Genomic DNA, 22,866 nt, shown 5'->3' on the forward strand with positions numbered 1-22,866 from the left:
GTGTTCCCCCCACACCGCCGGAGAGCGCTCTCCGAGACGGGGAACACCACTGCGACCTGTCAATGGACCGCTCGTCCCTCCAGGGCGGCCCGCCAGGCCGGCGCGACGATCTCGCGGGCCGGCCTGGCTCTTCGGCCGCCGGCCGCGAGGAAGTGGGCGAGCGGCAGGGTCGCCGCGCCCAGCGTCACCGCGTCGGGTCCCAGGGCGCCGAGATCGATCGTCACGCGTCCGGCCGGGTAGCCCAGCGAGTACGCGGTGGCGTACTCGCGCACGGCGGCGAGGAACCGGGGGCCGAGTTCGAGCCCGGCCCAGCCGCCCATGAGGATCCGTTCGGGCTGGAAGAGATTGATGAGGCCGGAGAGCCCGGCGCCCAGGTACTCGGCCGTCTCCTGGAGCACCGCCAGCGCCACGGGATCGGCGGCCCCTTCTCCGGCCGGATACGCCGCGGCCAGCAGGGCCCCGAGCGCGGTCTCCTCGTCGGAGCCCTCCGGGGGGCATCCGCCGGCCTCCCGCCACCGTTCCAGCAGCGCCTCCGCGCCCGCGTACGCCTCCAGGCACCCGAGGGCGCCACAACGGCACCTGCGCCCCTGCACCTTGACGGTGAGGTGGCCCCATTCGAGGGCGCGGCCCTGTTCGGCCACGTCCGTCACGTGGCAGGCGCCCACACCCGAACCGAAGAGGATCACGGCCACGCTCTGCGCACCGCGTCCGGCCCCGAACCACATCTCCGCCTGCCCCAGCGTCCTGGCGCCGTTCTCGATGAAGTACGGCACGGTGTCCGGCAGTCCGCACGCGTCGCGCAGCAGCGCCTCCAGCGGCACGGCGTCCCAGCCGATGGTCTGGCCGTGGACGACCGCCCCGTCCTGCGGCGTCCGGGCCACGATGCCCGGCACGCCCACACCGACGCCGACGAGGTGTCCGGCGGTCGTCCCCGCGTGGCGCAGCACGTCGCCGATGGCGTCGCGGATGTGTTCCACGATGACGCCGACGTCGTACCCGTGGCCGGTCAGCACCCGTTCGGCGCGCGCGAGTTCGGTGAGGGTCAGGTCGAAGAGTTCGACGCGCACCCGGGTCTCGCCGACGTCGACGCCGATCAGATGGCCGCTCGCGGGGACGATGCGCAGCAGCGTGCGCGGACGGCCGCCGCCGGAGTCGACACTGCCGGCCTCCTCCACCAGGCCGTCCGCGGCGAGTTCACCGACGACGTTGCTGATGGTGCCGGAGCTGAGCCCGGTTGCGGGCCCGAGCGCCTGGCGGCTCATCGACCCGTCGAAGTACAACCGTTGCAGTACCGCGGCACGGTTGCTCCGCCGCAGGTCGTTGACCGTCCGTCCGGCCTGTCCAGCCATGCAGTGCTCCTCGGATCCGCGCGCTCGGACGTCACCTTCGCGCCAGCCCTTGACGCGGTCGCCCCCAGAAGCTTAACTCACGTCCTAAATTAAGCCGTGAGGTCATCCAGGAGTCGTGCCGCGTTCCGCCGGCCCCCTGCCCGCGGCGCCCGATGCTCCCGATGGAAGGGACACCTGGAGCCATGCACAGATTCAGAGCCGTAGCCCGTGGTGCGATCGCCGTCTCCCTGCTCGCCACCGCCACCGCCTGCGGCGGCGGCTCACCGACCGGTGGTGGCTCCGACGCGTCCCCGAAGACCCTCACCTACTGGGCGTCCAACCAGGGCCCCGACCTCGAGGCCGACAAGAAGATCCTGGAACCCGAGCTGAAGAAGTTCGAGGAGCGGACCGGCATCGAGGTCGAACTCGAAGTCGTCCCCTGGTCCGACCTCCTCACCCGGATCATGACCGCCACCACCTCCGGTCAGGGCCCCGACGTACTCAACATCGGCAACACCTGGTCGGCGTCCCTCCAGTCGACCGGGGCGCTGCTGCCGTGGGACGAGAAGAACCTCGCGAAGATCGGCGGCAGGGACCGGTTCGTCGAAGCGGCCCTCGCCTCCACCGGCGCGACCGGCTCCGACCCGGCGGCCGTGCCGCTGTACTCGATGTCGTACGCCCTCTACTACAACAAGAAGATGTTCGCCGACGCGGGCATCGAGAAGCCGCCGGCCACCTGGGACGAGCTGGTCGCCACCGGCAAGAAGCTGTCCCGGGACGGCAAGTGGGCGCTCGGCGCGGAGGGCGCCAACCTGTCCAACAACATCCACCAGGTGTTCGTCCTCGGCAAGCAGCACGGCGCCGAGTTCTTCGACGCCTCCGGCGAGGCCGACTTCACCTCCGACGGCGCGGTGGCGGCCGTCAAGCAGTACGTGGACTTCATGGCCACCGACAAGATCGTCGCCCCGGGCAACGCCGAGTACGCCCAGAACCAGTCGCTCAGCGACTTCGCCAACGACAAGACGGCGATGGTGCTGTGGCAGGCAGCCGCCTCCACCTTCAAGTCCCAGGGCATGAGCGACGACGAGTGGGGCGTGGCCCCGGTGCCCGTGCAGTCCGGCACGCCCGGCCAGGGCCGGCAGGTCAACTCCATGGTCGCCGGCATCAACATGGCCGTCTTCAAGAACACCGACAACCTCGACGGCGCCCTCGAGTTCATGAAGTTCATGACCAGCGACGAGGAGCAGCGGATCCTCTGCACGACGTACGGCTCGATACCGCCGGTCAAGGCCGCCCAGAACGACCCTGCCTTCGACCGCCCCGAGCTGAAGGTGCTCCGCGACACCCTCGCCACCAGCGCCGCCCCGCTCCCCCAGGTGCCGAGCGAGTCGCAGTTCGAGACCGTCGTCGGCACCGCGGTCAAGAATCTGTTCGCCGCGGCCGCCGGCGGCAAGCCGGTGACCACCGAGTCCGTCAAGGCCGAACTGGCCAAGGCGCAGCAGCAGATGCCGCAGCAGTGAGTGACACCCTCATGAACACGACCGTCGACCCGGAAGTGCGGGAGCGGGCCGTGCGCAAGGACACCCCCGGGGCGGCGCGTGGCCCGCGCCGCCCCGGGCGGCTGCGGCGCTCCGCACTGCCGTACCTCCTGCTGCTCCCGGCCCTTCTCCTGGAACTCCTGATCCATCTGGTGCCGATCGCCCTCGGTATCGCGATGAGCTTCAAGGAGCTGACCCAGTTCCACCTCCGCGACTGGGGGGCGGCCCCTTGGTCCGGGCTGGACAACTTCGAGGTCGCCGTCGACTTCGACGCCCCCGTAGGCGAGGCCCTGCTCACATCGTTCGTCACCACGTGCCTGTTCACCGTCCTGTCGGTCGCGCTGTGCTGGCTGCTGGGGACCGCCGCCGCGGTCTGCATGCAGGAGAGCTTCAAGGGCCGCGGCTACCTGCGGGCGCTGTTCCTCGTCCCGTACGCGCTGCCCGTCTACGCCGCCGTGATCACCTGGGCGTTCATGTTCCAGCGCGACAACGGCCTGATCAACCATGTGCTGCACGACCAGTTGGGCCTCACCGACAGCCCGTCGTTCTGGCTGATCGGCGACAACAGCTTCTGGGCGCTGCTGATCGTCTCCGTGTGGAAGGGCTGGCCGTTCGCCTTCCTCATCGTGATGGCGGGTCTCCAGAACATCCCGCGGGAGCTGTACGAGGCCGCTGCCCTCGACGGGGCGGGTGTGTGGCAGCAGATCCGGCGGATCACCCTGCCGTCGCTGCGGCCGGTCAACCAGGTGCTGGTGCTGGTGCTGTTCCTGTGGACGTTCAACGACTTCAACACGCCGTTCGTGCTCTTCGGCAAGGCGGCGCCGGAGGCGGCGAACCTCATCTCCATCCACATCTACCAGTCGTCGTTCGCCACCTGGAACTTCGGCACGGGCTCCGCCATGTCCGTGCTGCTGCTGGGCTTCCTGCTGCTGGTGACCGCCGTGTACCTGGTTGTCACCTCGCGCGGGAGGAAGGCGTCCGATGTCTAGCACCACGACGCACCGGCCGACGGCCGACGCCACGGCACACCGGCCCCGGGTGCACCGGTCCCCGATGGCAGCGCCGCGTTCGTTCCTGTGGACGCGCCGGGTCTTCCTGACCCTGCTGACCGGCTTCGTGCTGCTGCCCGTCTACGTCATGGTCTCCAGCTCACTCAAACCGCTGGAGGACGTCTCGGGCGAGTTCCGCTGGATGCCGAGCGGGCTGACGATCCGCCCCTACGTCGACATCTGGGGGACCGTCCCGCTGGCCAGGTACTTCATGAACTCGCTGATCGTGGCGGGCGCGGCCACCGTCTGCTCGGTCGTCATCGCCGTCTTCGCGGCGTACGCCGTCAGCCGCTACCGCTTCCGGGGCAAAAGGCTGTTCACCGTCTCCGTGCTGTCGACACAGATGTTCCCGGGCATCCTGTTCCTGCTGCCGCTCTTCCTCATCTTCGTCAACATCGGCAACACGACCGGCGTCGCCCTCTTCGGCTCGCGCGGCGGGCTGATCCTCACCTACCTGACGTTCTCGCTCCCCTTCTCCATCTGGATGCTGATCGGCTACTTCGACTCGGTCCCCAGGGAGCTGGACGAGGCCGCGCTCGTCGACGGCTGCGGACCGGTGAAGGCACTGTTCCGTGTCGTCGTGCCGGCCGCCGTCCCGGGGATCGTCGCCGTCGCCGTCTACGCGTTCATGACCGCGTGGGGCGAGGTCCTCTTCGCCTCCGTCATGACGAACGACACGACCAGGACCCTGGCCGTCGGCCTCCAGGGCTACTCGACACAGAACGACGTGTACTGGAACCAGATCATGGCCGCCTCGCTGGTCGTCTCCGTCCCCGTGGTGGCGGGCTTCCTGCTGCTCCAGCGCTATCTGGTCACCGGGCTCACCGCCGGCGCCGTGAAGTGACCGGCGCACCTTGCCACCCCCCTGCTCTCCTTCGGAAAGGACGTTCGTGACCGAGTTCACCGACCTCGCCGCCCTCCCCCACGACTTCGCCTGGGGCACCGCCACATCGGCCTACCAGATCGAGGGCGCGGCCGCGGAGGACGGCCGGTCGCCGTCCATCTGGGACACGTTCTCGCACACGCCCGGCAAGATCGACCACGACGACAACGGTGACGTCGCCTGCGACCACTACCACCGCTGGCGCGAGGACATCGCGCTGATGCAGCAGCTCGGCACGAACGCATACCGCCTCTCCGTCGCCTGGCCGCGCGTCGTGCCCGGCGGCGACGGCCCGGTCAACACCCGCGGGCTCGACTTCTACGACCAGCTGGTCGACGGACTCCTCGAGGCGGGCATCACCCCGTCCGTGACCGTCTACCACTGGGACCTGCCGCAGGTCCTCCAGGACCGCGGCGGCTGGCCGAAGCGCGACACCGCGCACCACCTCGCCGCCTACGCCTCCGCCGTCGCCGAACGGCTCGGCGACCGCGTCAGCCACTGGGCCACGCTCAACGAGCCGCTGTGCTCGGCCTGGATCGGGCACTTGGAGGGCAGAATGGCGCCCGGTCTGACCGACCTCACCGCCGCCGTCCGCGCCTCGTACCACCTGCTGCTCGGACACGGCCTGGCCGCCCAGGCGATCCGGGCGGCCGCGCCCGGCGCGCAGATCGGCATCGTCAACAACCTGTCCACCGTGGCACCGGCGAGCGACAGTGAGGCGGATCTGGCCGCCGCCCGCCGGATGGACGGCCACACCAACCGCTGGTGGCTCGACCCCGTCCACGGCCGCGGCTTCCCGGCCGACATGCTCGACGTGTACGGCGTGGAACTGCCCGAGCGGCCCGGTGACATGGAGACGATCGCCGCGCCGCTGGACTGGCTCGGGCTCAACTACTACTTCCCGGCCGTGGTGACCGACGACCCCACGGGCCCCGCGCCGTTCGCCCGGCAGATCGCCCGACCGGGTGTACGGCGCACCGGCATGGACTGGGAGGTCGACGCGAACGGCCTCGAGGCTCTGCTGCTCCGCCTCACCGACGAGTACGGCGCCCGCAGGATCTACGTCACGGAGAACGGCTCGGCCTACCCGGACACCGTGCGCGCCGACGGCACCGTCGACGACCCCGAGCGCGCCCGCTATCTGGAGGAGCATCTGGCGGCCTGCGCCCGCGCCGCCGGCAAGGGCGCCCCGCTGGCCGGCTACTTCGCCTGGTCGCTGCTGGACAACTTCGAGTGGGCGTACGGCTACGACAAGCGCTTCGGCCTGGTCCACGTCGATTACGCCACCCAGCGCCGCACCGTCAAGGGCAGCGGCCACCACTACGCCGGCCTGATCCGCGCCCATGCGGCGGCCCGGTCCGGCCGGGCGGCCTGACCACCCGACCGGGTCCGCCGGGGCCGCGGCCGCTCACCGGCCCCGGCCCCGGCCGCGCACCGGCCGTCGGTGTGTCCATCGCGCCGCTCGCGAGCCAGTCGGCCGCGGAGGTGCCACAGTGGCGGTGGAGAAGTCCGTGCGCCTCGACGGAACCGAGCGCGGACGTGGTGCAGAAGAGGTGGTCTTGTGACATCGGATGCGTCCGGCGGGACCCCGCCGAGCGGTGTCCGACCGCTCGCAGCAGGCGACCTCTCCGGCCGACAGCGGTGGCAGGCGCTCGCCGTCTGCCTCATGGCCGGTTTCATGACACTGCTGGACGTCTCGATCGTCAATGTGGCGCTGCCGTCCATCCGTGACGGGCTCGACGCGCCGGAGGCCGTCCTGCAATGGGTGCTGTCCGGGTACGCGCTGGCCTTCGGACTCGTTCTGGTGCCGGGCGGGCGCCTCGGCGACGCACGGGGCCGGCGTGCGGTGTTCATGCTGGGGCTTGCGTTGTTCACCCTGGCCTCGGCCGCCTGCGGTGCTGCCCAGTCGGGCACCTGGCTGGTCGTCGCCCGGGTGGCGCAAGGCTTCGCGGGAGGTCTGATCACGCCCCAGATCTCGGCGCTGATCCAGCAGATGTTCCCCGACCACGAACGCGGTCGCGCCTTCGGCGTCTTCAGCACCGTCGTCGCTGTCTCCACCGCGGTCGGTCCCCTGCTCGGCGGACTGATCATCCAGCTCGCCGGGGCGCAGGAGGGATGGCGCTGGGTGTTCTACGTGAATCTCCCGCTGGGCGCGATCTGTCTGGTCCTGGCCAGGCGGCTCCTGCCGGACACCCCTTCGACGGGCCGGATCACCGTGCGCCGGCTCGACCCCGTCGGTGTCGTGCTGCTCGGGGCCGGGGTGCTGACGCTGCTCCTGCCGTTCGTCCAGACGCACCAGTGGGAGGGGCCGTGGAAGTGGCTGCTGCTCGTCCCCTCCGCGGTGCTGCTCGCATGCTTCGCGGGCTGGGAGCGCCGCTGGCGGGAGCGCGGCGAGGAGCCCGTACTGGATTTGTCGCTGTTCCGGGTCCGCAGCTACTGGCTCGGATGCCTGCTCATCCTCTTCTACTTCGCCGGATTCACCTCGATCTTCTTCGTCTCCACGCTCTACCTGCAGAGTGGTCTGCACTACAGCGCCCTGCTGGCCGGGGCCGCCATCACGCCGTTCGCCGTCGGCTCGGGCCTCTCCGCGTGGGTGGGGGGCCGGCTGGTCAGCCGTTTCGGCAAGCCCCTGATCACCGTCGGTCTGACGACGGTCGCGGTGGGGCTCGCCGGGACCGCGCTCGCCGTCGGACTGGTTCCGGGTCCGGCGGCCGGATGGGCCATGGCGGGTCCGCTGCTGGTCGCCGGACTGGGCAGCGGCCTGGTGATCGCGCCGAATCAGACCCTGACCCTGGAGCAGGTGCCGGTGGGGGCCGCGGGCAGTGCCGCGGGCACGCTGCAGACGGCGCAGCGGGTCGGCTCCGCCGTGGGGATCGCCGCCGTCGGGTCGGTCTTCTTCGCCCACCTCGGCCAGGGCGACTGGGCCTCCGCGTTCAACGCCGGCCTGATCGTGTCGACTGCCTTCGTCGTCGCCGCCCTGGTCATCTCGATGGCCGACGTCGTCGGACGCAGACTGCGCCCGCTGCCGCCGGCCATGGCGCCGGCCGGCGACCGAGGCGCCGGGGAACGCCGCCACGGCGTGCCGGAGGCCTGATCACGTGGCCGTGGTCTCGGCGACGACCAGGTCGGTCACCGCTTTCACGCCGCCTTGGGCGAGGGCCCGCCGCTGCCGGTCGGCCGGCGTGCCCTCCTGCAGCCGCCGGTGCACCAGCGACACCACCTCCCGGTCGTCGCCGGCGGCCTCCAGCGCGGGCGTGATGTGTTCCATGAGCAGTGCGACGACGTCGCCGGCGCTTCTGCGCTCCCCCGTCGCGGTGATCAGGTGACCGTTGAGTCCGTGCCGGGCGGCCTGCCAGTTGGCGGCCTGCGCGACCTCGGGCGGTCCGGTGACCACCGGCATTCCGGCCTCGGCCTCGTGGATCGCCACGGTGACCAGCGCGCGCACGATGCCGGCGAACATGACCGCGTCGTCGGCCCGCAGCTGCACGTCGGGGCAGCGTACTTCGACGGTCGGGAAGCGGTCGGAGAGCCGGGCCTGCCAGTACAGCTGCCCGGTGTCGGAGACGATGCCGCTGGCCCGCAGCGTCTCGACGCGCTGCTTGTGGTCCGCGAGGTCGCGGAAGACGGGCGGCGGCCCGCTGACGGGCCAGCGGCCGAAGATCACGGTGCGCCAGCTGGCGAAGCCGGTGTCCCGGCCGTCCCACAGCGGTGAGTTCGCGGACATGGCGACCAGTACGGGCAGCCAGCCGCGGAGACGGTTCAGGACCGCCACCCCGGTTTCCCGGTTCGGCACCCCCGCGTGCACATGCATGCCGTTGACCAGTTGCTCGGCGACCAGTTGCGGGGCCTGTACCCGCATGGCGCGATAGCGCGGCTGCTCGGTCACCAGCGCCGACACGGCTCCCCGCAGCGGCGGTGTGGCGCAGGCCGCGAGCCGGCACCCGTTCGCCTCCGCGGCCGCGCCGACCGCGTGCCGCATGCGCAGCAGATGCCCGCCGACCTCCTCGAGGTCCTTGCAGACGGGGGTGACCGCTTCCACCTGCACCTGCAGGAGCTCCGAGTGCAGTTCGTCCGCGTCGAGGATGGGCGCCAGACCGGCGGCCGCGCGTACCTGCTCCGCGAGCGGCACCGGCACCCCGGTCTCCGGGTCGAGCAGCAGATATTCCTCTTCCACCCCAAGGGTGACCGGTTCCATCGGCCCAGTGTCACGGGCCGGGTCGCGGGAACCGCGCAGGACACAGGACGGTCGCCGGACGGTCGCCCGAAAGGCGTCCTCCGCCGTCGGCGCCTGTTCCCGGCGCGGGCGGTGAGAACACACGCGTCCCACCCGTATGGCGGCCAAGAACGCGTGCCGGGAGCGGACTGGCTCCGCGACGCGCAGGCCATGCGGTATTCCTGGCTGGATACCGCAGGGAGGCTTATCGATCACACGTACGCGGTCCGACGTCGATGCAGCCACCGCAGCCGTCGCCGCACGACACGGCGCACGGTGCCGTACGGGCGCCGATACCGGCGGCTCTGCTCTTCACCCTGTGGGAGTTCCAAATGCGCGTCATGCTCGTCCACCCGAGCGCCCTGATGTACTCGGAGATCTTTCTGCGACTCGAACCGCTGGGCCTGGAACGGGTGGCGGCGGCGGCGCGTGCCGCGGGACACGAGGTCCGCGTGGTGGACCTTCAGGTTCTTCCGCATTCGCTGCTGGAACGGGAGATGCGCTCCTTCGCGCCCGAAGCGCTGGGAATCTCGCTCAATTATCTGGCGAACATCCCCGAGGCGATCGACATCGCCCGGGAGGTCAAATCCGCCTCGCCGGGATGTTTCGTCTTCTTCGGCGGGCACAGCGTCTCCTTCATCGCGGAACATGTACTGGAGCAGGCCGAGGGGGCGGTCGACGCGATCGTGCGCGGCGAGGGCGAGCCGGCGGTCGCGCCGCTGCTCGAGGCGGCACGCTACGGCGGCCTGAACACCGTGCCGGGGGTCGTGTGCGCGGACGGCCGCGGACCGGCGCCCCGTCTGCTGGACGGCCTCGACGACCTGCCGCCCGCCCGGGATCTCATGCGCAGACGCAACCGCTACTTCATCGGCGAACTCGATCCGTGCGCCTCCATCGAATTCACCCGGGGCTGCCCGTGGGACTGCTCCTTCTGTTCCGCGTGGACGTTCTACGGGCGCAGTTACCGCAAGGCGTCGCCGGAGGCCGCCGCCGAGGAGATGGCGACCATTCGTGAGCCCAACGTCTTCATCGTCGACGACGTGGCGTTCATCCGGCCGGAGCACGGTCACGGCATCGCCGCCGAACTGGAACGCCGGAGAATCCGCAAACAGTATTACCTGGAGACCCGGAGCGACGTACTCCTGCGGAACGAGGAGGTCTTCGAACGCTGGACCCGACTCGGTCTCCGCTACATGTTCCTCGGCATGGAGGCGATCGACGCGGAAGGGCTGGACCTCTACCGCAAACGCGTCAGCCCGGACGAGAACTTCCGCGCCCTGGAAGCCGCCCGTCGCATGGGAATCATGGTGGCCATCAACCTGATCGTGGATCCCGCCTGGGACGAGGAACAATTCCGGCTCGTACGGGAGTTCGCTCTTTCCGTTCCGGAGATCGTGCATCTCACGGTGATGACGCCGTACCCGGGAACGGAGATCTGGCACACGGAGGCCCGGCAGCTGACCACGCGTGACTACCGGCTCTTCGACATCCAGCACGCGGTCGTCCCCACGAAGCTTCCCCTCGACGTCTTCTACCGGGAACTCGTACGCACCCAGGGCGTGCTGAACCGCAAGCACCTCGGGCTGAGCAACGCCTTCGGGGCCATGGGCGTCCTGGGGCGCAATCTCCTGCGCGGGCAGACGAACTTCGCCCGGATGCTGTGGAAGTTCAGCCGCGTGTACAACCCAGAGCGCCAGATGGCCGACCACCGCCGGCCCGTCCGCTACGAACTGCCGCTGCCCACGCGTCGCGACACGACACCGCAGCGGCAGGACCTGTACATCCACACCAAGCCGCAGTCGACACGGCGCCGGGCGGCCGACCCCGAGCCCGACGGGGTGTGACGGCGTGAGCGCCGGCCGGCGACCGGGCTATCCGGCCGCCGCCGCCGTGTTCGCCGTCGGGATGGCCGGGACGACGCTGCCCACGCCGCTGTACGGGCGGTACCAGGAGCAGATCGGGTTCTCCGAGCTGATGGTGACCGTCGTCTTCGCCACGTACGCCGCCGCTGTCATCGGGGTGCTGCTGGCGGCGGGCAACTACTCGGACACGGCCGGCCGGCGGCCCGTCCTGCTGTTCGCCATGGCCCTGTCGGCCGCGAGCGCGGGATGCTTTCTGCTCCAGAGCGGTCTGCCGCTGCTCTTCGCGGGACGGCTGCTGTCCGGCGGCGCGGCCGGCCTGCTGAGCGGCGCGGCGACGGCTGCCGTGATCGAACTCGCCGGTCCTCGTCACAAGGCGCGGGCCGCTTTCGCCGCCACCGCGGCGAACATGGGTGGCCTGGGTTGCGGCCCGCTCCTCTCCGGCATCGTCGCGCAGTACACCCCCTGGCCGCTGACGCTGCCGTTCTGGATCCATCTGGGGCTGGTGGCCCTTGCCTCGGGGATCATCCTGATGCTGCCGGAGACCGTGGCGGACACACGACGATGGCCGCCGCCCGCACCGCAGGGGGTCAGGGTGCCGCCCGAGGTGAAGGGGGTCTTCGCGCCGGCCTCGGTGGCCGCGTTCGCCGGCTTCGCACTGCTCGGGCTGTTCACGGCGGTCGCGCCGAGCTTCACGTCACGGACGCTGGGGGTGCACAACCTCGCCGTGTCGGGCGCGGTGGTCTTCTGCGTGTTCTTCGCGTCGACCCTGGGGCAGTACTGGACTGGGCGGATCGGCGCGCGACGAGCGCTGCCCGTGGGATGCGGCGTCCTCGTCGCCGGGCTGGTGCTGGTGGCGTCGTCACTGATCGCAGAGTCCATGCCGCTGCTCGTCCTGGGCGCCTTGTGCGGCGGCGGTGGTCAGGGCCTGGCCTTCCGCGCGGCACTCGCCCTCATCAGCGGCGCGGCTCCCGCGCGGCACCGCGGCGGCACCATCTCGGCGTTCTTCGTCGTCGCCTACGCGGGGATCTCGCTGCCGGTGGTCGGCGTCGGCGCGCTGGCCACATGGCTCGGACTGCGCCCGGCCGGGCTGATCTTCACGGCCTTCGTGATGCTGCTGGCGGCCTGCGCGGGAACGTACGCCGCGCGCAGGCCGCCGGCGGGGGCGTGACCGCGGCGCGCGCTCATGCGCGACGCGCCGCAGACGGTCGTATGGTCAGGCGGTCAGGCGGTCAGGGCTCGATGCCCACGTCCTCGCGGTGGCTCCATGCTTCCTCCCGCGCCGCGCTCAGGGCGGGCCAGTGATGGTCGCCGGCCCGTGCGCGCACCCGCGACGGCGGTGCCGAACGTGGCGAGCGTCGCGAGACAGCCGCCGAGCGGTCACTCCTCGTCGGGCGAGTAGCCCTCGAGGTGTGTGTGGGCACGCGTCTGGTTGCTGGTTGCGGGCATGTGCTGACCGTCCATGACGGCAGCTGCCGGGCTACCGCTCGGGACCCGGCCAAACAGTACGGAGCGCCTGCGCGCCGCCCACGCGCTACGCGGCGGAGAGGTCGTCGTACACGAGCAGGCCGTCCTCGCGGAGGCGGGCGCCCGGTGTGGGCCGGTGGTCGGCCGCGCGCCCGTCGTGCATCAGATGCCGGACCGGTACGCCGCGTGCCAGGACGGCGAAGTCCGCGATCAGACGCCGGTGACAGCGCCACCACACCGCCTCGCCGCACATGACCGCCGTGGGCACTGCCGCCGACCGGGCCAGCAGTTCGTCCATGGCCTCGACGAACTGCGGAGTACGGGTGTGGGCGGCGTAACCGCGGAAGGACTCGTTGCGCCACACGATGTCGGGCGAGTCGGGGCGCGGTTTGCGGAAGCCGCCCAGCGCCTGCTCCCACCGGTAGGCGATGCCGTTCTCCGGCAGCCACTCGGCGAGCCGCTGCCGGGACACGGCTGGGTTCCGCCGGCTCCCCGGCGCGGTACGGACATCCGTCACCGCCGCCACGCCGGCGTCGCGCAACAGGGTGACGATCTGCTCCTGCGTCGCCGTACTGTGCCCGAAGGTGAACAGCGGCCGGCTCACGGCGCCTGAACCTCCATGGGGGCCCGGTGCCACGCGAGGCGCTCCGCAAACATCAGGGGCCCGCCGGCGACCGGCGGTCCTCGGCTCCTGCCGTCGTCTGCGTCCGCACCGGTGAATCATCGCTCCGGCCGCAGGCCGCCGAACGGCGGCGCCGCGCTGTGGCTGTTTTGCTGAGGACCTCAGCCAAGGACACCAAGGAGCACCATCGTGTCGTCACAGCGTCCGGACATCTCGTACACCGTCCCGGGGATGAGCACTCAGGACAGCGGGCCGATCATCTCGCTGCTCCAGATGCGCCTGCACTCCCTCAACGATCTCGCCCTCACGTTGAAGCACATCCACTGGAATGTTGTCGGACCGCACTTCATCGCCGTGCACGAGATGATCGACCCGCAGGTCGACCAGGTCCGCGCCATGACGGACGATCTCGCCGAGCGGATCTCCACCCTCGGCGGCGAGCCCAACGGCACCCCCGGGGCGCTGGTCGACGAGCGCACGTGGAACGACTACTCGATCGGCCGTGCCGAGGCGATCGAGCACCTCGGTGCGCTGGACCTCGTCTACACGTCCGTCATCAAGGATCACCGTGAGGCCATGCGCGCCACCGAGACGTCCGATCCGGTCACCCAGGACATGCTCATCGAGCAGCTCCGTGGTCTGGAACTGTTCCAGTGGTTCGTCCGCGCCCACCTCGAGTCCAGCGGCGGCAAGCTGAGCACCCGCGGCGCCACCACCGAGACCGCCGCCGCCGGCCAGGCCGCCGACCAGGCACGCGACCAGCCCTGACCCGCCCCGGCCCCTGCAGAGCCGCAGGGGCCGGCCGCCGGCCACGAAAGCGCGCTCACGGCGCGATCAGTGCTCGTGCCCGGGTGCTCCGTGGTCCTCCGGCTCCGGCTCCTGCGCGGCCGGCCCGCCTGCCTGCACGGTGAACGCCGCGGTGCGGACCTTGCCCTCGTGCTGGAAGTCGAGGAAGAGACGGTACGAACCCTTGCTGGGCGCGGTCGCGGTGAAGGAGATCTCCGGGCCCGGGCGCGTCTTCCCGTCGCCCGGCTCACCGTTCGGGTGGACATGCAGGTAGGCGAGGTCGCCCGCACGCAGCGCGACGAGGTGCCCGTACGCGCCCAGGTAGGGCTGCAGGTCGGTGACCGGCTTGCCGTCCTTGGCGACATCGAGCTTCAGCTCACTGCCCGCGCCGGGGCGCAGATCTCCCCTGAGCGTCACCTCGTACCCGTCCACGGTCACCTTCCGCCCCGAAGAGGGCAGCGCCTGCGGCTCCGCCTTGCCCGATACGGCCAGGTCCGCCCCCAGTGTGAGACCGCCGGCGTTCTTCGCCCCGGGGACGAAGTCGGCGAAGACCCGGTACCCGCCCGCCTTCGGCAGTTCGACCGGCGTGGACCACGTCCCGTCCGCGGCACGCACCGGGTGCAGATGCCGATAGGTCGTCAGGTCACGTGAGGCGACGATCAGGTGCAGCTCCTTGCCGTGCTCCCGGCGGAACTCGGTCACATTGCGTCCCGCGGCCTGGTCCACGATCGCGAAACGCAGCTCACTCGTCTTCCCCGCGGCCACCCGCGGCGTCCGGAGATCGAGGGCGTACCCCTGCTCGGCGATCTGCAGACCGCCCGGCAACGACGCCTCACCACCCCCTTCCTCACCGTGGCCCTCATGCGTCCCCGCGCCGCTCTTCTCCTTCGTGTCGTGCCCGGAATGCCCCGCGCTCCGCGTCTCCTCGACGACCGGTTCCACGGCACTGCCCACCCCGTAGGCCGCGCCGAACGTCGCCCCGAGCGCCGCCACAAAGGCCGTGATCTTGAGACCGGTGTTCATGACCTGCTCCCTCGTCCAGGGCCGCCCCGAACGCGACCACACCTCGAGCATACCCCCTGGGGGTACCCAGTCAAGCTGTCGACCGTCTCACCCGTCCGCCGCTCACGCAGGGGGCCTGGGCGCGGGGGCGTGCCTCCTGAGACAGACTGAGGCCATGGGCGACCTCACTGCTCCGGAGGGGCCATCGCGGCGGTTCTCCCAGGGACCGGAGAGCGTGGCGGAGGCTCGGCGGTTCGTACGGGGCGCTCCGGGCGACGTCGCGCCGGACATCGTGGACACCGTCCAGCTCCTGGTCAGCGAGCTGGTGACCAACGCCGTGATGCATGCCCGCACGGAGGTCGAGGTCGGCCGGCGTCATTGACGACAAGGTCCGCGTACAGGTGCGGGACCAACGGCCGGACCGCGCACTCGTGCCGCACGACTGCTCTGTCTACGCCGGTACGGGGCAGGGCCTGGCCCTCGTGGAGCGGCTGGCGTCACGGCACGGCGTCGACATGGGCGAGGACGCCAAGACAGTGTGGTTCGAGCTGTGGCCCGACGGATCGCCGCCGCAGCCCAGCGGGGGGCAGACCGCCGCACCACCCTCCCGTGCCGGCGAGACCGTGACGCTGGTCGACGTGCCCGCGGCGCTCTACTCGGCCTCGCAGCAGCACCGCCACACGGTGCTGCGCGAACTCACGCTGGCCGCGGCCGCCGGCAACGACCTCGGCGGGCCGCCCGAGGACCTCGCCGTCGCCCAGGGCATGAGCAATGTGATCAGCGCCTGTGTGACGACCGCGCTGCGCCGGCAGGCCGCAGAGGCGGAGATCCGGTCCCTGCCCCTCGCGGTACCGCGGATGCCGGGCCGGCGGTGCGGACTCTGCGCGCGGTTCTGGACCGGGCCGAGGAGGCCACCCGTGACGAGCACCTCCTGACGCTGCCGGCTCTTCCACGCAGCCACGTCTTCCACGACTGGCTCTTCGACCAGATCGTCGGCCAGCTCGCCGGCGCGCACCCCACCGCCTGGACGGTGGTGCCCCGGGAGCCGGGCGCCGGTCCCTCGGAGCTGGTGCCGTGGGACGCGGGCCAGGTGCACGCCGGCCGGGTTCCGACGATCGCCGCCGACGAGCGGAACCGGATCATCGCGGCGAACGGACCGGCGGCGGACCTGCTCGGCTGGCACTCGGACGAACTCCTCGGGCTGCCGCTCATCACGCTCATTCCGGAGCACCTCCAACGGCGTCACATCTCCGCGTTCACGTCCCTGCTGCTCAGCGGTCAGCCCCGGATCCTCGGCCGCTCGGTACCGCTCCCCGCGTTGCACCCCGACGGCCCGCTGGTCCCCGTCAGGCTGGTCATCCAGACCCAGGAGACGGCCGACGGCCGCACCGTGTTCGTCGCCCAGCTCACCCCGAGGGCCGCCGCGCCCCTTCCCGCGTCACGCCCGCCCGGCCGGGCCCGGCCCGCGGCGCAGGAGGAGCCGGGCGGACCGCCTCCGCCGGACGCCCCGGAAGGCGAGCGCGGAACGGACCGCCGCCGGGCGGACCTGCCGACGCTGGAGCGGCTCTCGCTGCAGGCCGACATCGGGGCCGCGCTGAGCAACGCCATGGACCTGGACGAGGGCCTGGAGCGGGTGGGCCGGATCCTCAACGATCGGCTGGCGGACTGGTGCGCGGTGGACCTGTTCGCCGAAGAAGCCCAGGTGGAGCGGGTCTGCGTCGTCCGTAGCGCCTCCCAGGGGCCGTGGCCGGAAGAGTACGAGGGCCGGCTTCCGCCGGTGTCCGACACCGCCCGGGGACCCCTGGCCCGCGCGCTGCGCGGCGCGGGCCCGCTGCTGCTCGCCAAAGCCCCGCCGCCGAGCCAGGTCACGAGCCCGCTGGACGCCGACTACCTGGAGCTGTTCCGGAGAATGGGCGCGTCGAGCGCCGTCGTCGCCCCGCTGCGTGCGCGCCGGGAGGTCATCGGCGCGCTGACCGTGGCCCGCAGCGGCCGGGAGCGGCCGTTCAGGAGGACGATCTGCCGCTGGTCGACGACCTGGCCCGGGGCCTCGCCCTGGCAGTGGACAACTCCCGTCTCTACCAGGAGACGCGGAACACCGCCGAGCGCCTCCAGCGGTCGCTGCTGCCCGTGCTCCCGGAGGTCGAGCACCTCCAGCTGGCCGCCCGCTACGCGGCCTCGTCCACCACCGCCCAGGTCGGCGGCGACTGGTACGACAGTTTCGTCGTACCCAGCGGGGACACGGCGCTGGTCATCGGTGACGTCACCGGGCACAACCTCGACGCGGCGATCGCCATGAGCCAGCTGCGCAGCATGCTGCGCGGCATCGCCGTGGACCGCCAGGAGCCTCCCCGACGGTCCTGCGCCGCCTGGACATGGCGAACCACACGCTGCACCGGGAGGCCACAGCCACCTGCATCTACGGCCTGGTCAAGGGCCCTGCCCAGGGGCCGTGGGAGCTGGTCCAATCCTCAGCCGGGCATCTGCCGCCGCTGCTGATCGCCGCGGACGGCCGCACCCGCTGTCTGGAGGACGGCGCGGGGCTGCTGCTCGGCATGGATCCGGACATGCCCCGTCCCAGGGCGCGGGACGCGGTCCCGGCCCACGGCTGCTGTACACCGACGGCCTCATCGAACGCCGCGACGAACCCCTGGACGATTCCATGGAACGGCTCCGCCGTCACGTCGCCGAGCTGGCCCGCGAACCCCTCGACGTGTTCTGCGACGAGCTCCTCATCGGGCTGGGGGCGGACAAACGACGACATCGCCGTCCTCGCCGTCCGCCCCATCCCGCCCCCCTGACGACCCGTCCGGTCCACGCCACCTCCTAATGATGTTGTCAAGCCGGGACTGTGACCGGGAGTTCGCGTTGGAAACACCGTCCGTCACGGATCAGGGCCCACAGGACGTTGACCCGTCGGCGGGCCAGGGCGAGGACCGCCTGCGTATGCCGCTTGCCTTCGGAGCGTTTGCGTTCGTAGAAGCGGCGGGACGCGTCGCAGTTGCGGATGCTGATCAGCGCGGAGGTGTAGAAGACGCGCTGCAGGCCGCGGTGGTAACGCCGGGGGCGATGCAGGTTGCCGCTGACGTTGCCGGAGTCCCGGGGCACCGGAGCCACGCCTCCGAAGCTGGCCAGGCGGTCGGAGCTGCCGAAGCGGCTCATGTCGCCCGCGGTGGCGGCAAGGAACTCGGCGCCCAGGAGGGGGCCGATGCCGGGCATGCTGGAGATCACTTCGGCGAGCTCGTGTTCGCGAAACCGGGCCGCAATGAGCTTGTCGATCTCGGCGATCTGCTCGTTGAGGCTCATCACCTCCTTCGCCAGGGTGTGGATCACCTGGGCGGTGATCTTCTCCCCGGGGACGGCGGTGTGCTGGCGCCCGGCAGCTTCGAGGGCGGCCTCGGCGAGGGCTTCGGCGCTGCGGACCTTGCGGTTCCTGAGCCAGGTCTCCAGTCGGCTGCGGCCGGTTCGGCGCAGGGCGGCCGGGGTCTGGTAGCCGGTCAGGAGGATCAGCGGGCCGACGTTGCCGAGATCCAGTACGCGTTCCAACGCCGGGAAAATGCTGGTGAGTTGGCCACGAAGGCGGTTGATCCGGCGGGTGCGGTCCGCGTTGAGGTCGGCGCGGCGGTCCGTGAGGATCCGCAGTTCGACGGCCCGTTCGTCGTCCGGCCGCAGGATCGTCAGGTCCCGTCGCATCCGGGCCTGGTCGGCGATGACGGTCGCGTCCTTGGCGTCAGTCTTGCCCACGCCCCGGTAGCCGGCGGATGCCCGGTTGACCGCCAGGCCGGGTATGTAGACGAGCTGCTGCCCGTGGTTGAGCAACACGTTGATCAGCAGAGTGGCCATGCCGTCGGCGACGTCGACCGCCCACACCACGTCCTCGTCGATCGCCAGCACATCGGCGAGCAGAGCCAGCAGCTCCGGCTCGTCGTTCAGCACCCGCCGCGACAGCAGCCGCTTGCCCTCGGCGTCAAGGACCACGCAGTGATGGTGCGTCTTGCCGATGTCCGTACCCGCCCAGATCTGGGCCACCTGTTCCTCCGGTCGTTCGATATGCGTTGTCCTCCCGGACGACCTCGCCAGCGTGGTCCTACTCAGCGATGCACCCGCAGGGGCTCGCAGCTCCTAATCAGCGGCCGAGTCGTCGTGAGACACCGGGCGGCCAGGTGGCGGGAACCATCGAGGGCAACCCCCTGAAAGCCACACCCGGTGTCTCTGGGCCTCTGGACCTTACGACGGCCCGTCCAACCCACGAACAACGTAGGACCCCCTGACGACCCGTCCGGCCCGGTTGCCGCAGGCCCGTCAGACGCCCTTCTCGGGCAGATGCACCTCGGCCGTGTCGGGCCGGTGGTCGGGCAGTGTCGAGCGTTCGGTGGCCTCCCGGTGCAGCCGCAGGAACTCCAGGTGCCGCTCGTACTGGTCGAGAATGTTGCCGATGAGCTGCTCCTTGCTGTAGCCCATCACGTCGTAGCCCTGGCTGCCGTCGACGAGGTGCACCTCGAACCGTACGTACGTGTCGTGTTCGGTGACCACGCGGTGGGCGAACGCCGGGGTGGGCACCTCGACCGGCCACACGCGGTAGACGAAGACCTCGTCCCCGCCCATCGGGACCCGCAGTTCCAGGTGCGGCAGCCCGTTCACGTCGTCGACCCCCTCGACGATCGACGCCTCGGCTCCCTGCCGGCCCAGCTCCGCGGCGACGTCCTGGAACGCGGGGTGGCAGACCTCGTCGACGAATCTGACGGCCGTCCGATGGCTGGGGAAGCTCATCGCCCTCGCCAGGCGCCGCCGCCAGTTCCACTCCGTACCGCGCCCGCCGTGCACCGTACGCCCGGACAGCGACAGCGGCAGGGTCGTGGTCAGTGCGTCCTCCCGCATCCGTTCGATGCGCAGCGCCTTGTACAGGCCCCAGATGATCAGGAACATCACGAACGAGAACGGCAGGCCCATGATGATCGTCGCGTCGGTCAGTGCCTGCACACCGCCGACCAGGAGCATGGCGAGGGTCAGCAGTCCGGTCGCCGACGCCCAGAAGATGCGGACCCACGAAGGGGCGTCGGTCAGCGGGGTGCGCAGATGGGAGCTGAGGTTGCTCATCACCAGCGCGCCGGAGTCCGCCGAGGTGACGTAGAGCAGCAACCCGACGAAGGTGGCCAGTCCGGCGCTGAACATGGCCCCGGGGAACTGCGCGAGCAGCTCGTAGAAGCCCTGTTCGGGGGCGTTCGCCGCGGTCTCGCCGAACTCCTCGTTGCCGGCCCGCACCAGGCCCAGGGCGCTGTTGCCGAAGACGGAGAGGAAGGTCAGTGTGAACAGGAACGGGATGACCAGCGTCGCCGCGACGAACTGGCGGATGGTGCGGCCGCGTGAGATCCGTGCCAGGAACAGCCCGACGAACGGGGCCCACGCGATCCACCAGGCCCAGAAGAACAGTGTCCAGGCGTTGAGCCAGTCGGTCGGCTGGTCGTAGGCGAAGGTGTTCAGCGTCATCGACGGGAACCGGCTGACGTAGTCGCCGATGTTGAGGATGAGGCTGTTGAGGATGCGGAGCGGGCTGTCGACGAACAGCATGTAGAGCATCAGGACGACGGCGAGGACGACATTGAGTTCCGACAGCCGTCTGATGCCCCGGTCGACACCCGCGACGGCGGACACCGTGGCCAGGACCACGGCGAGCGCGATCAGCCCGATCTGCGCGGCGGTCCCCTGGGGAATGTCGAAGAGGAACGTCAGGCCGTAGTTCAGCTGTACGACGCCGATGCCGAGCGACACGGAGATGCCGAAGACCGTGCCGATGATGGCCGCGAGGTCGACCGCGTCACCGATCCTGCCGTGGATGCGCTTGCCGATGATCGGGTAGAGCGCCGACCGGATCGCCAGCGGAAGGCGGTAGCGGAAGGCGAAGTAGCCGAGCGTCATGCCCATCAGCGCGTACATCGCCCACCCGGTGATGCCGTAGTGGAACAGCGTCCACACCACCGCCTGCCGCGCCGCTTCGACGGTCTGCGGGTCGCCCTCCGGCGGGGCGAGGTAGTGGCTGACCGGCCCGGCGACGGAGAAGAACATCAGGTCGATGCCGATGCCGGCCGCGAACAGCATGGTGGCCCAGGCGAACAACCCGTAGTCGGGGGTGGAGTGCTGGGGCCCCAGTTTGATGGCTCCGTACCGGGACGCGGCCACGAAAACGACGAACAGCAGATAGAGGGTGGCGGCGAGGAAGTAGTACCAGCCGAACACCGAGGAGATCCACTCCACCACGACGCCGATGGTGCTCTCGGCCCCCGTCGGGGTGATGATCGCCCAGATCGAGATGGCGAGGATGAGCACCGACGACCCGAAGAAGACGACGGGCTTGAGCCTGCTCTCCCGTCCCGGGCCGGTGACGGCCGCCGCCGGATCCTGCGGCTCGGGTGTTTTGCTGTTTCCTCCTTCGATCGACACGGTGTCAGCTCTCCTGGGTGCGGTGCCGGTAGAAGTCCACGGTGGCCGGCGGCAACGGGGTGTTGCCGAGGATGAGGTCGGCAGACTTCTCGGCGAGCATCATCACCGGCGCGTAGATGTTTCCGTTGGTGAGGTACGGCATCGCGGACGCGTCGACCACCCGCAGCCCGTCGACACCGTGCACCCGCATGGAGGTCGGGTCCAGTACCGACATGTCGTCGACGCCCATGCGGGCGGTGCAGGACGGGTGGTAGGCGGTCTCGGCGTCGCGGGCCACCCAGTCCAGGATCTGTTCGTCCGATTCCACGCCGGGGCCCGGTGACAACTCGCCCGCGTCGTAGTCGGCGAAGGCCGGCTGGGCCAGGATGTCCCGCGCGACGTGGATCGCCTCGACCCATTCCTTCCGGTCGTTGGGCGTGGAGAGATAATTGAACCGCAGCGCCGGATACACCCTGGGATCCCGCGACTTGATTTTCACCGACCCGCGCACATCCGAATACATGGGGCCGATGTGCACCTGGTAGCCGTGCTCGGCGTCCACCGGCGTGCCGTCGTAGCGAACGGCGATGGGCAGGAAGTGGAACATCAGGTTGGGATACCGCACGACGTCGTTGCCGCGTACGAATCCGCCCGCCTCGAAATGGTTGGTCGCCGCCGGTCCCGTTCGGAACAGCAGCCACTGGAGTCCGATCGCGGGCCGCCGGGACAATTTCAGCGAGGGATTGTACGAGATCGGCTGCTTGCAGGCGTGCTGCACATAGACCTCGAGGTGATCCTGGAGGTTCTCGCCCACACCGCGCAGCTCGTGCACCATTTCGACGCCCAGCGGCCTGAGTTCGTCGGGGTTCCCGATGCCGGAGAGCTGCAGCAGCTGCGGCGTGTTGATCGCGCCTCCGCAGAGGATCACCTCGCCGCCGAAGGCCCGCCGTCGTTCCCGGCCCCACCGGCGGTAGTCCACGCCCACCGCGCGCTTGCCCCTGAACAGCACGCGGTCCACCTGCGAGAAGCACTGCACCGTCAGATTCGGCCGCTTCTTGACCGGGTGGACGTAGGCACGCGCGGCCGACCAGCGCCGCCCCTTGCGGATGTTGCGGTCGAAGCGGGCGAAGCCTTCCTGCCGGTAGCCGTTGACGTCGGAGGTCAGCGGATGGCCGGCCTGCTGCGCCGCCTCGAGGAACGCGGAGAACAACGGGTTCTTCGCAGGACCGCGTTCCAGCCACAGCGGGCCGCCCTGGCCGCGCCAGTCGTCGGCGCCGGCCACGCAGTGCTCCATCCGCTTGAAATACGGCAGGCAATGCGCGTAGTCCCAGGTCTCCATGCCCGGGTCGGCCGCCCAGCGTTCCAGGTCCATGGGGTTACCGCGCTGAAAAATCATCCCATTGATCGAACTCGATCCGCCGAGCAGCTTCCCGCGGCCCTGGGTGACGCGCCTGCCGCCCATGTGGGGCTCGGGTTCCGATACGTAGCACCAGTCGTACAGCCGATTTCCGATGACCATGGTCAGCGCGGCGGGCATGTGGGTGAAGATGTCCCAGATCCAGTCGGGCCGGCCCGCCTCCAGTACGAGGACCTTGTTTCCCCGGTCCGCACTGAGCCGATTGGCCAGTGCGCAACCGGCCGAGCCCCCACCGACGATGATGTAGTCGTACTCCGTCCGGGCCATGGCGCTCCTCGGGTTCATTGC

Annotated in this window: 20 protein-coding genes; 13 read left to right on the forward strand and 7 right to left on the reverse strand. The window is 70.5% G+C overall.

Features of this window, described 5'->3' with window-relative positions:
• Window positions 1–59: 59 nt before the first annotated feature.
• Window positions 60–1,349: an ROK family transcriptional regulator gene (locus OGH68_RS03165; protein WP_264241772.1), complete on the reverse strand. Its 1,290-nt coding sequence runs from the start codon at window positions 1,347–1,349 to the stop codon at window positions 60–62.
• A gap of 182 nt (window positions 1,350–1,531) precedes the next feature.
• Here OGH68_RS03165 and OGH68_RS03170 point away from each other — a divergent pair, with 182 nt between their 5' ends.
• The 5 genes from OGH68_RS03170 (at window position 1,532) to OGH68_RS03190 (ending at window position 7,892) form a co-directional block, all read left to right on the forward strand.
• A complete protein-coding gene (locus OGH68_RS03170; protein ID WP_264241773.1) occupies window positions 1,532–2,848 on the forward strand; it encodes an ABC transporter substrate-binding protein in 1,317 nt (438 codons plus the stop codon).
• A gap of 11 nt (window positions 2,849–2,859) precedes the next feature.
• Window positions 2,860–3,855, forward strand: a complete 996-nt coding sequence (locus OGH68_RS03175; protein WP_264249879.1) for a carbohydrate ABC transporter permease — start codon at window positions 2,860–2,862, stop codon at window positions 3,853–3,855.
• Window positions 3,856–3,919: 64 nt separating this feature from the next.
• Window positions 3,920–4,759, forward strand: coding sequence for a carbohydrate ABC transporter permease (locus tag OGH68_RS03180; protein ID WP_264249880.1), 840 nt, complete (start codon window positions 3,920–3,922; stop codon window positions 4,757–4,759).
• Between the two features lie 46 nt (window positions 4,760–4,805).
• Window positions 4,806–6,173, forward strand: a complete 1,368-nt coding sequence (locus tag OGH68_RS03185; RefSeq protein WP_264241774.1) for a GH1 family beta-glucosidase — start codon at window positions 4,806–4,808, stop codon at window positions 6,171–6,173.
• Window positions 6,174–6,359: 186 nt separating this feature from the next.
• Entirely contained in the window at window positions 6,360–7,892 is a 1,533-nt protein-coding gene (locus tag OGH68_RS03190) for an MFS transporter (RefSeq protein ID WP_264241775.1), read from the forward strand.
• Here OGH68_RS03190 and OGH68_RS03195 read toward each other — a convergent pair whose 3' ends face one another.
• Entirely contained in the window at window positions 7,893–8,993 is a 1,101-nt protein-coding gene (locus OGH68_RS03195; RefSeq protein ID WP_264241776.1) for a glutamate--cysteine ligase, read from the reverse strand. It lies immediately after the preceding gene.
• A gap of 350 nt (window positions 8,994–9,343) precedes the next feature.
• Between OGH68_RS03195 and hpnR the strand changes: the two genes are divergently transcribed.
• Window positions 9,344–10,855 carry a hopanoid C-3 methylase HpnR gene (gene hpnR, locus OGH68_RS03200; protein WP_264249881.1) on the forward strand — a complete coding sequence of 504 codons (1,512 nt, stop codon included), beginning with the start codon at window positions 9,344–9,346 and terminating at the stop codon, window positions 10,853–10,855.
• A gap of 4 nt (window positions 10,856–10,859) precedes the next feature.
• Window positions 10,860–12,041: an MFS transporter gene (locus OGH68_RS03205; protein WP_413470927.1), complete on the forward strand. Its 1,182-nt coding sequence runs from the start codon at window positions 10,860–10,862 to the stop codon at window positions 12,039–12,041.
• A gap of 363 nt (window positions 12,042–12,404) precedes the next feature.
• Here OGH68_RS03205 and OGH68_RS03210 read toward each other — a convergent pair whose 3' ends face one another.
• Window positions 12,405–12,941, reverse strand: a complete 537-nt coding sequence (locus tag OGH68_RS03210) for a DUF488 family protein (RefSeq protein WP_264241777.1) — start codon at window positions 12,939–12,941, stop codon at window positions 12,405–12,407.
• Window positions 12,942–13,148: 207 nt separating this feature from the next.
• On the opposite strand from OGH68_RS03210, the gene OGH68_RS03215 reads away from it, so the two are divergent.
• Window positions 13,149–13,727, forward strand: coding sequence for a Dps family protein (locus tag OGH68_RS03215; protein WP_264241778.1), 579 nt, complete (start codon window positions 13,149–13,151; stop codon window positions 13,725–13,727).
• Between the two features lie 66 nt (window positions 13,728–13,793).
• On the opposite strand, the gene OGH68_RS03220 is transcribed toward OGH68_RS03215, so the two are convergent.
• Window positions 13,794–14,768: a hypothetical protein gene (locus OGH68_RS03220; RefSeq protein ID WP_264241779.1), complete on the reverse strand. Its 975-nt coding sequence runs from the start codon at window positions 14,766–14,768 to the stop codon at window positions 13,794–13,796.
• A gap of 154 nt (window positions 14,769–14,922) precedes the next feature.
• Here OGH68_RS03220 and OGH68_RS36100 point away from each other — a divergent pair, with 154 nt between their 5' ends.
• The 5 genes from OGH68_RS36100 to OGH68_RS36120 are packed head-to-tail and all read left to right on the forward strand — an operon-like array spanning window position 14,923 to window position 17,545.
• Entirely contained in the window at window positions 14,923–15,129 is a 207-nt protein-coding gene (locus OGH68_RS36100; protein WP_319020175.1) for an ATP-binding protein, read from the forward strand.
• A gap of 19 nt (window positions 15,130–15,148) precedes the next feature.
• Window positions 15,149–15,682: a hypothetical protein gene (locus OGH68_RS36105; protein ID WP_319020176.1), complete on the forward strand. Its 534-nt coding sequence runs from the start codon at window positions 15,149–15,151 to the stop codon at window positions 15,680–15,682.
• Window positions 15,619–17,043, forward strand: coding sequence for a PAS domain S-box protein (locus OGH68_RS36110; protein ID WP_319020177.1), 1,425 nt, complete (start codon window positions 15,619–15,621; stop codon window positions 17,041–17,043). Before OGH68_RS36105 ends, OGH68_RS36110 begins: the two co-directional genes overlap by 64 nt.
• Window positions 16,998–17,243, forward strand: coding sequence for a SpoIIE family protein phosphatase (locus tag OGH68_RS36115; protein ID WP_319020268.1), 246 nt, complete (start codon window positions 16,998–17,000; stop codon window positions 17,241–17,243). Before OGH68_RS36110 ends, OGH68_RS36115 begins: the two co-directional genes overlap by 46 nt.
• Window positions 17,135–17,545: a SpoIIE family protein phosphatase gene (locus OGH68_RS36120; protein ID WP_319020269.1), complete on the forward strand. Its 411-nt coding sequence runs from the start codon at window positions 17,135–17,137 to the stop codon at window positions 17,543–17,545. The genes OGH68_RS36115 and OGH68_RS36120 overlap by 109 nt, the downstream gene beginning before the upstream one ends.
• Window positions 17,546–17,582: 37 nt before the next feature.
• On the opposite strand, the gene OGH68_RS03230 is transcribed toward OGH68_RS36120, so the two are convergent.
• The 3 genes from OGH68_RS03230 to betA all read right to left on the reverse strand — a co-directional run bounded on the left by OGH68_RS03230 (window position 17,583) and on the right by betA (window position 22,845).
• Window positions 17,583–18,773 carry an IS110 family transposase gene (locus OGH68_RS03230; protein WP_264241780.1) on the reverse strand — a complete coding sequence of 397 codons (1,191 nt, stop codon included), beginning with the start codon at window positions 18,771–18,773 and terminating at the stop codon, window positions 17,583–17,585.
• Window positions 18,774–19,046: 273 nt separating this feature from the next.
• Window positions 19,047–21,182 (reverse strand): choline BCCT transporter BetT, encoded by a 2,136-nt coding sequence (gene betT / locus OGH68_RS03235; RefSeq protein ID WP_264241781.1) that lies wholly within the window; start codon window positions 21,180–21,182, stop codon window positions 19,047–19,049.
• A gap of 4 nt (window positions 21,183–21,186) precedes the next feature.
• The gene (betA, locus tag OGH68_RS03240) at window positions 21,187–22,845 is read right to left on the reverse strand and encodes a choline dehydrogenase (RefSeq protein WP_264241782.1); all 1,659 of its coding nucleotides are present in this window, start codon (window positions 22,843–22,845) and stop codon (window positions 21,187–21,189) included.
• Window positions 22,846–22,866 lie beyond the last annotated feature (21 nt).

It is taken from the genome of Streptomyces peucetius, assembly GCF_025854275.1.
Taxonomy (GTDB): Bacteria; Actinomycetota; Actinomycetes; order Streptomycetales; family Streptomycetaceae; genus Streptomyces; species Streptomyces peucetius_A.

Excerpts from the sequence above, each read along its gene's own strand:
- OGH68_RS03165 (WP_264241772.1), bottom strand. The coding sequence starts at position 1,349 with ATGGCTGGACAGGCCGGACGGACGGTCAACGACCTGCGGCGGAGCAAC.
- OGH68_RS03170 (WP_264241773.1), top strand. The coding sequence starts at position 1,532 with ATGCACAGATTCAGAGCCGTAGCCCGTGGTGCGATCGCCGTCTCCCTG.
- OGH68_RS03175 (WP_264249879.1), top strand. The coding sequence starts at position 2,860 with ATGAACACGACCGTCGACCCGGAAGTGCGGGAGCGGGCCGTGCGCAAG.
- OGH68_RS03180 (WP_264249880.1), top strand. The coding sequence starts at position 3,920 with ATGGCAGCGCCGCGTTCGTTCCTGTGGACGCGCCGGGTCTTCCTGACC.
- OGH68_RS03195 (WP_264241776.1), bottom strand. The coding sequence starts at position 8,993 with ATGGAACCGGTCACCCTTGGGGTGGAAGAGGAATATCTGCTGCTCGAC.
- hpnR (WP_264249881.1), top strand. The coding sequence starts at position 9,344 with ATGCGCGTCATGCTCGTCCACCCGAGCGCCCTGATGTACTCGGAGATC.
- OGH68_RS03220 (WP_264241779.1), bottom strand. The coding sequence starts at position 14,768 with ATGAACACCGGTCTCAAGATCACGGCCTTTGTGGCGGCGCTCGGGGCG.
- OGH68_RS36100 (WP_319020175.1), top strand. The coding sequence starts at position 14,923 with ATGGGCGACCTCACTGCTCCGGAGGGGCCATCGCGGCGGTTCTCCCAG.
- betA (WP_264241782.1), bottom strand. The coding sequence starts at position 22,845 with ATGGCCCGGACGGAGTACGACTACATCATCGTCGGTGGGGGCTCGGCC.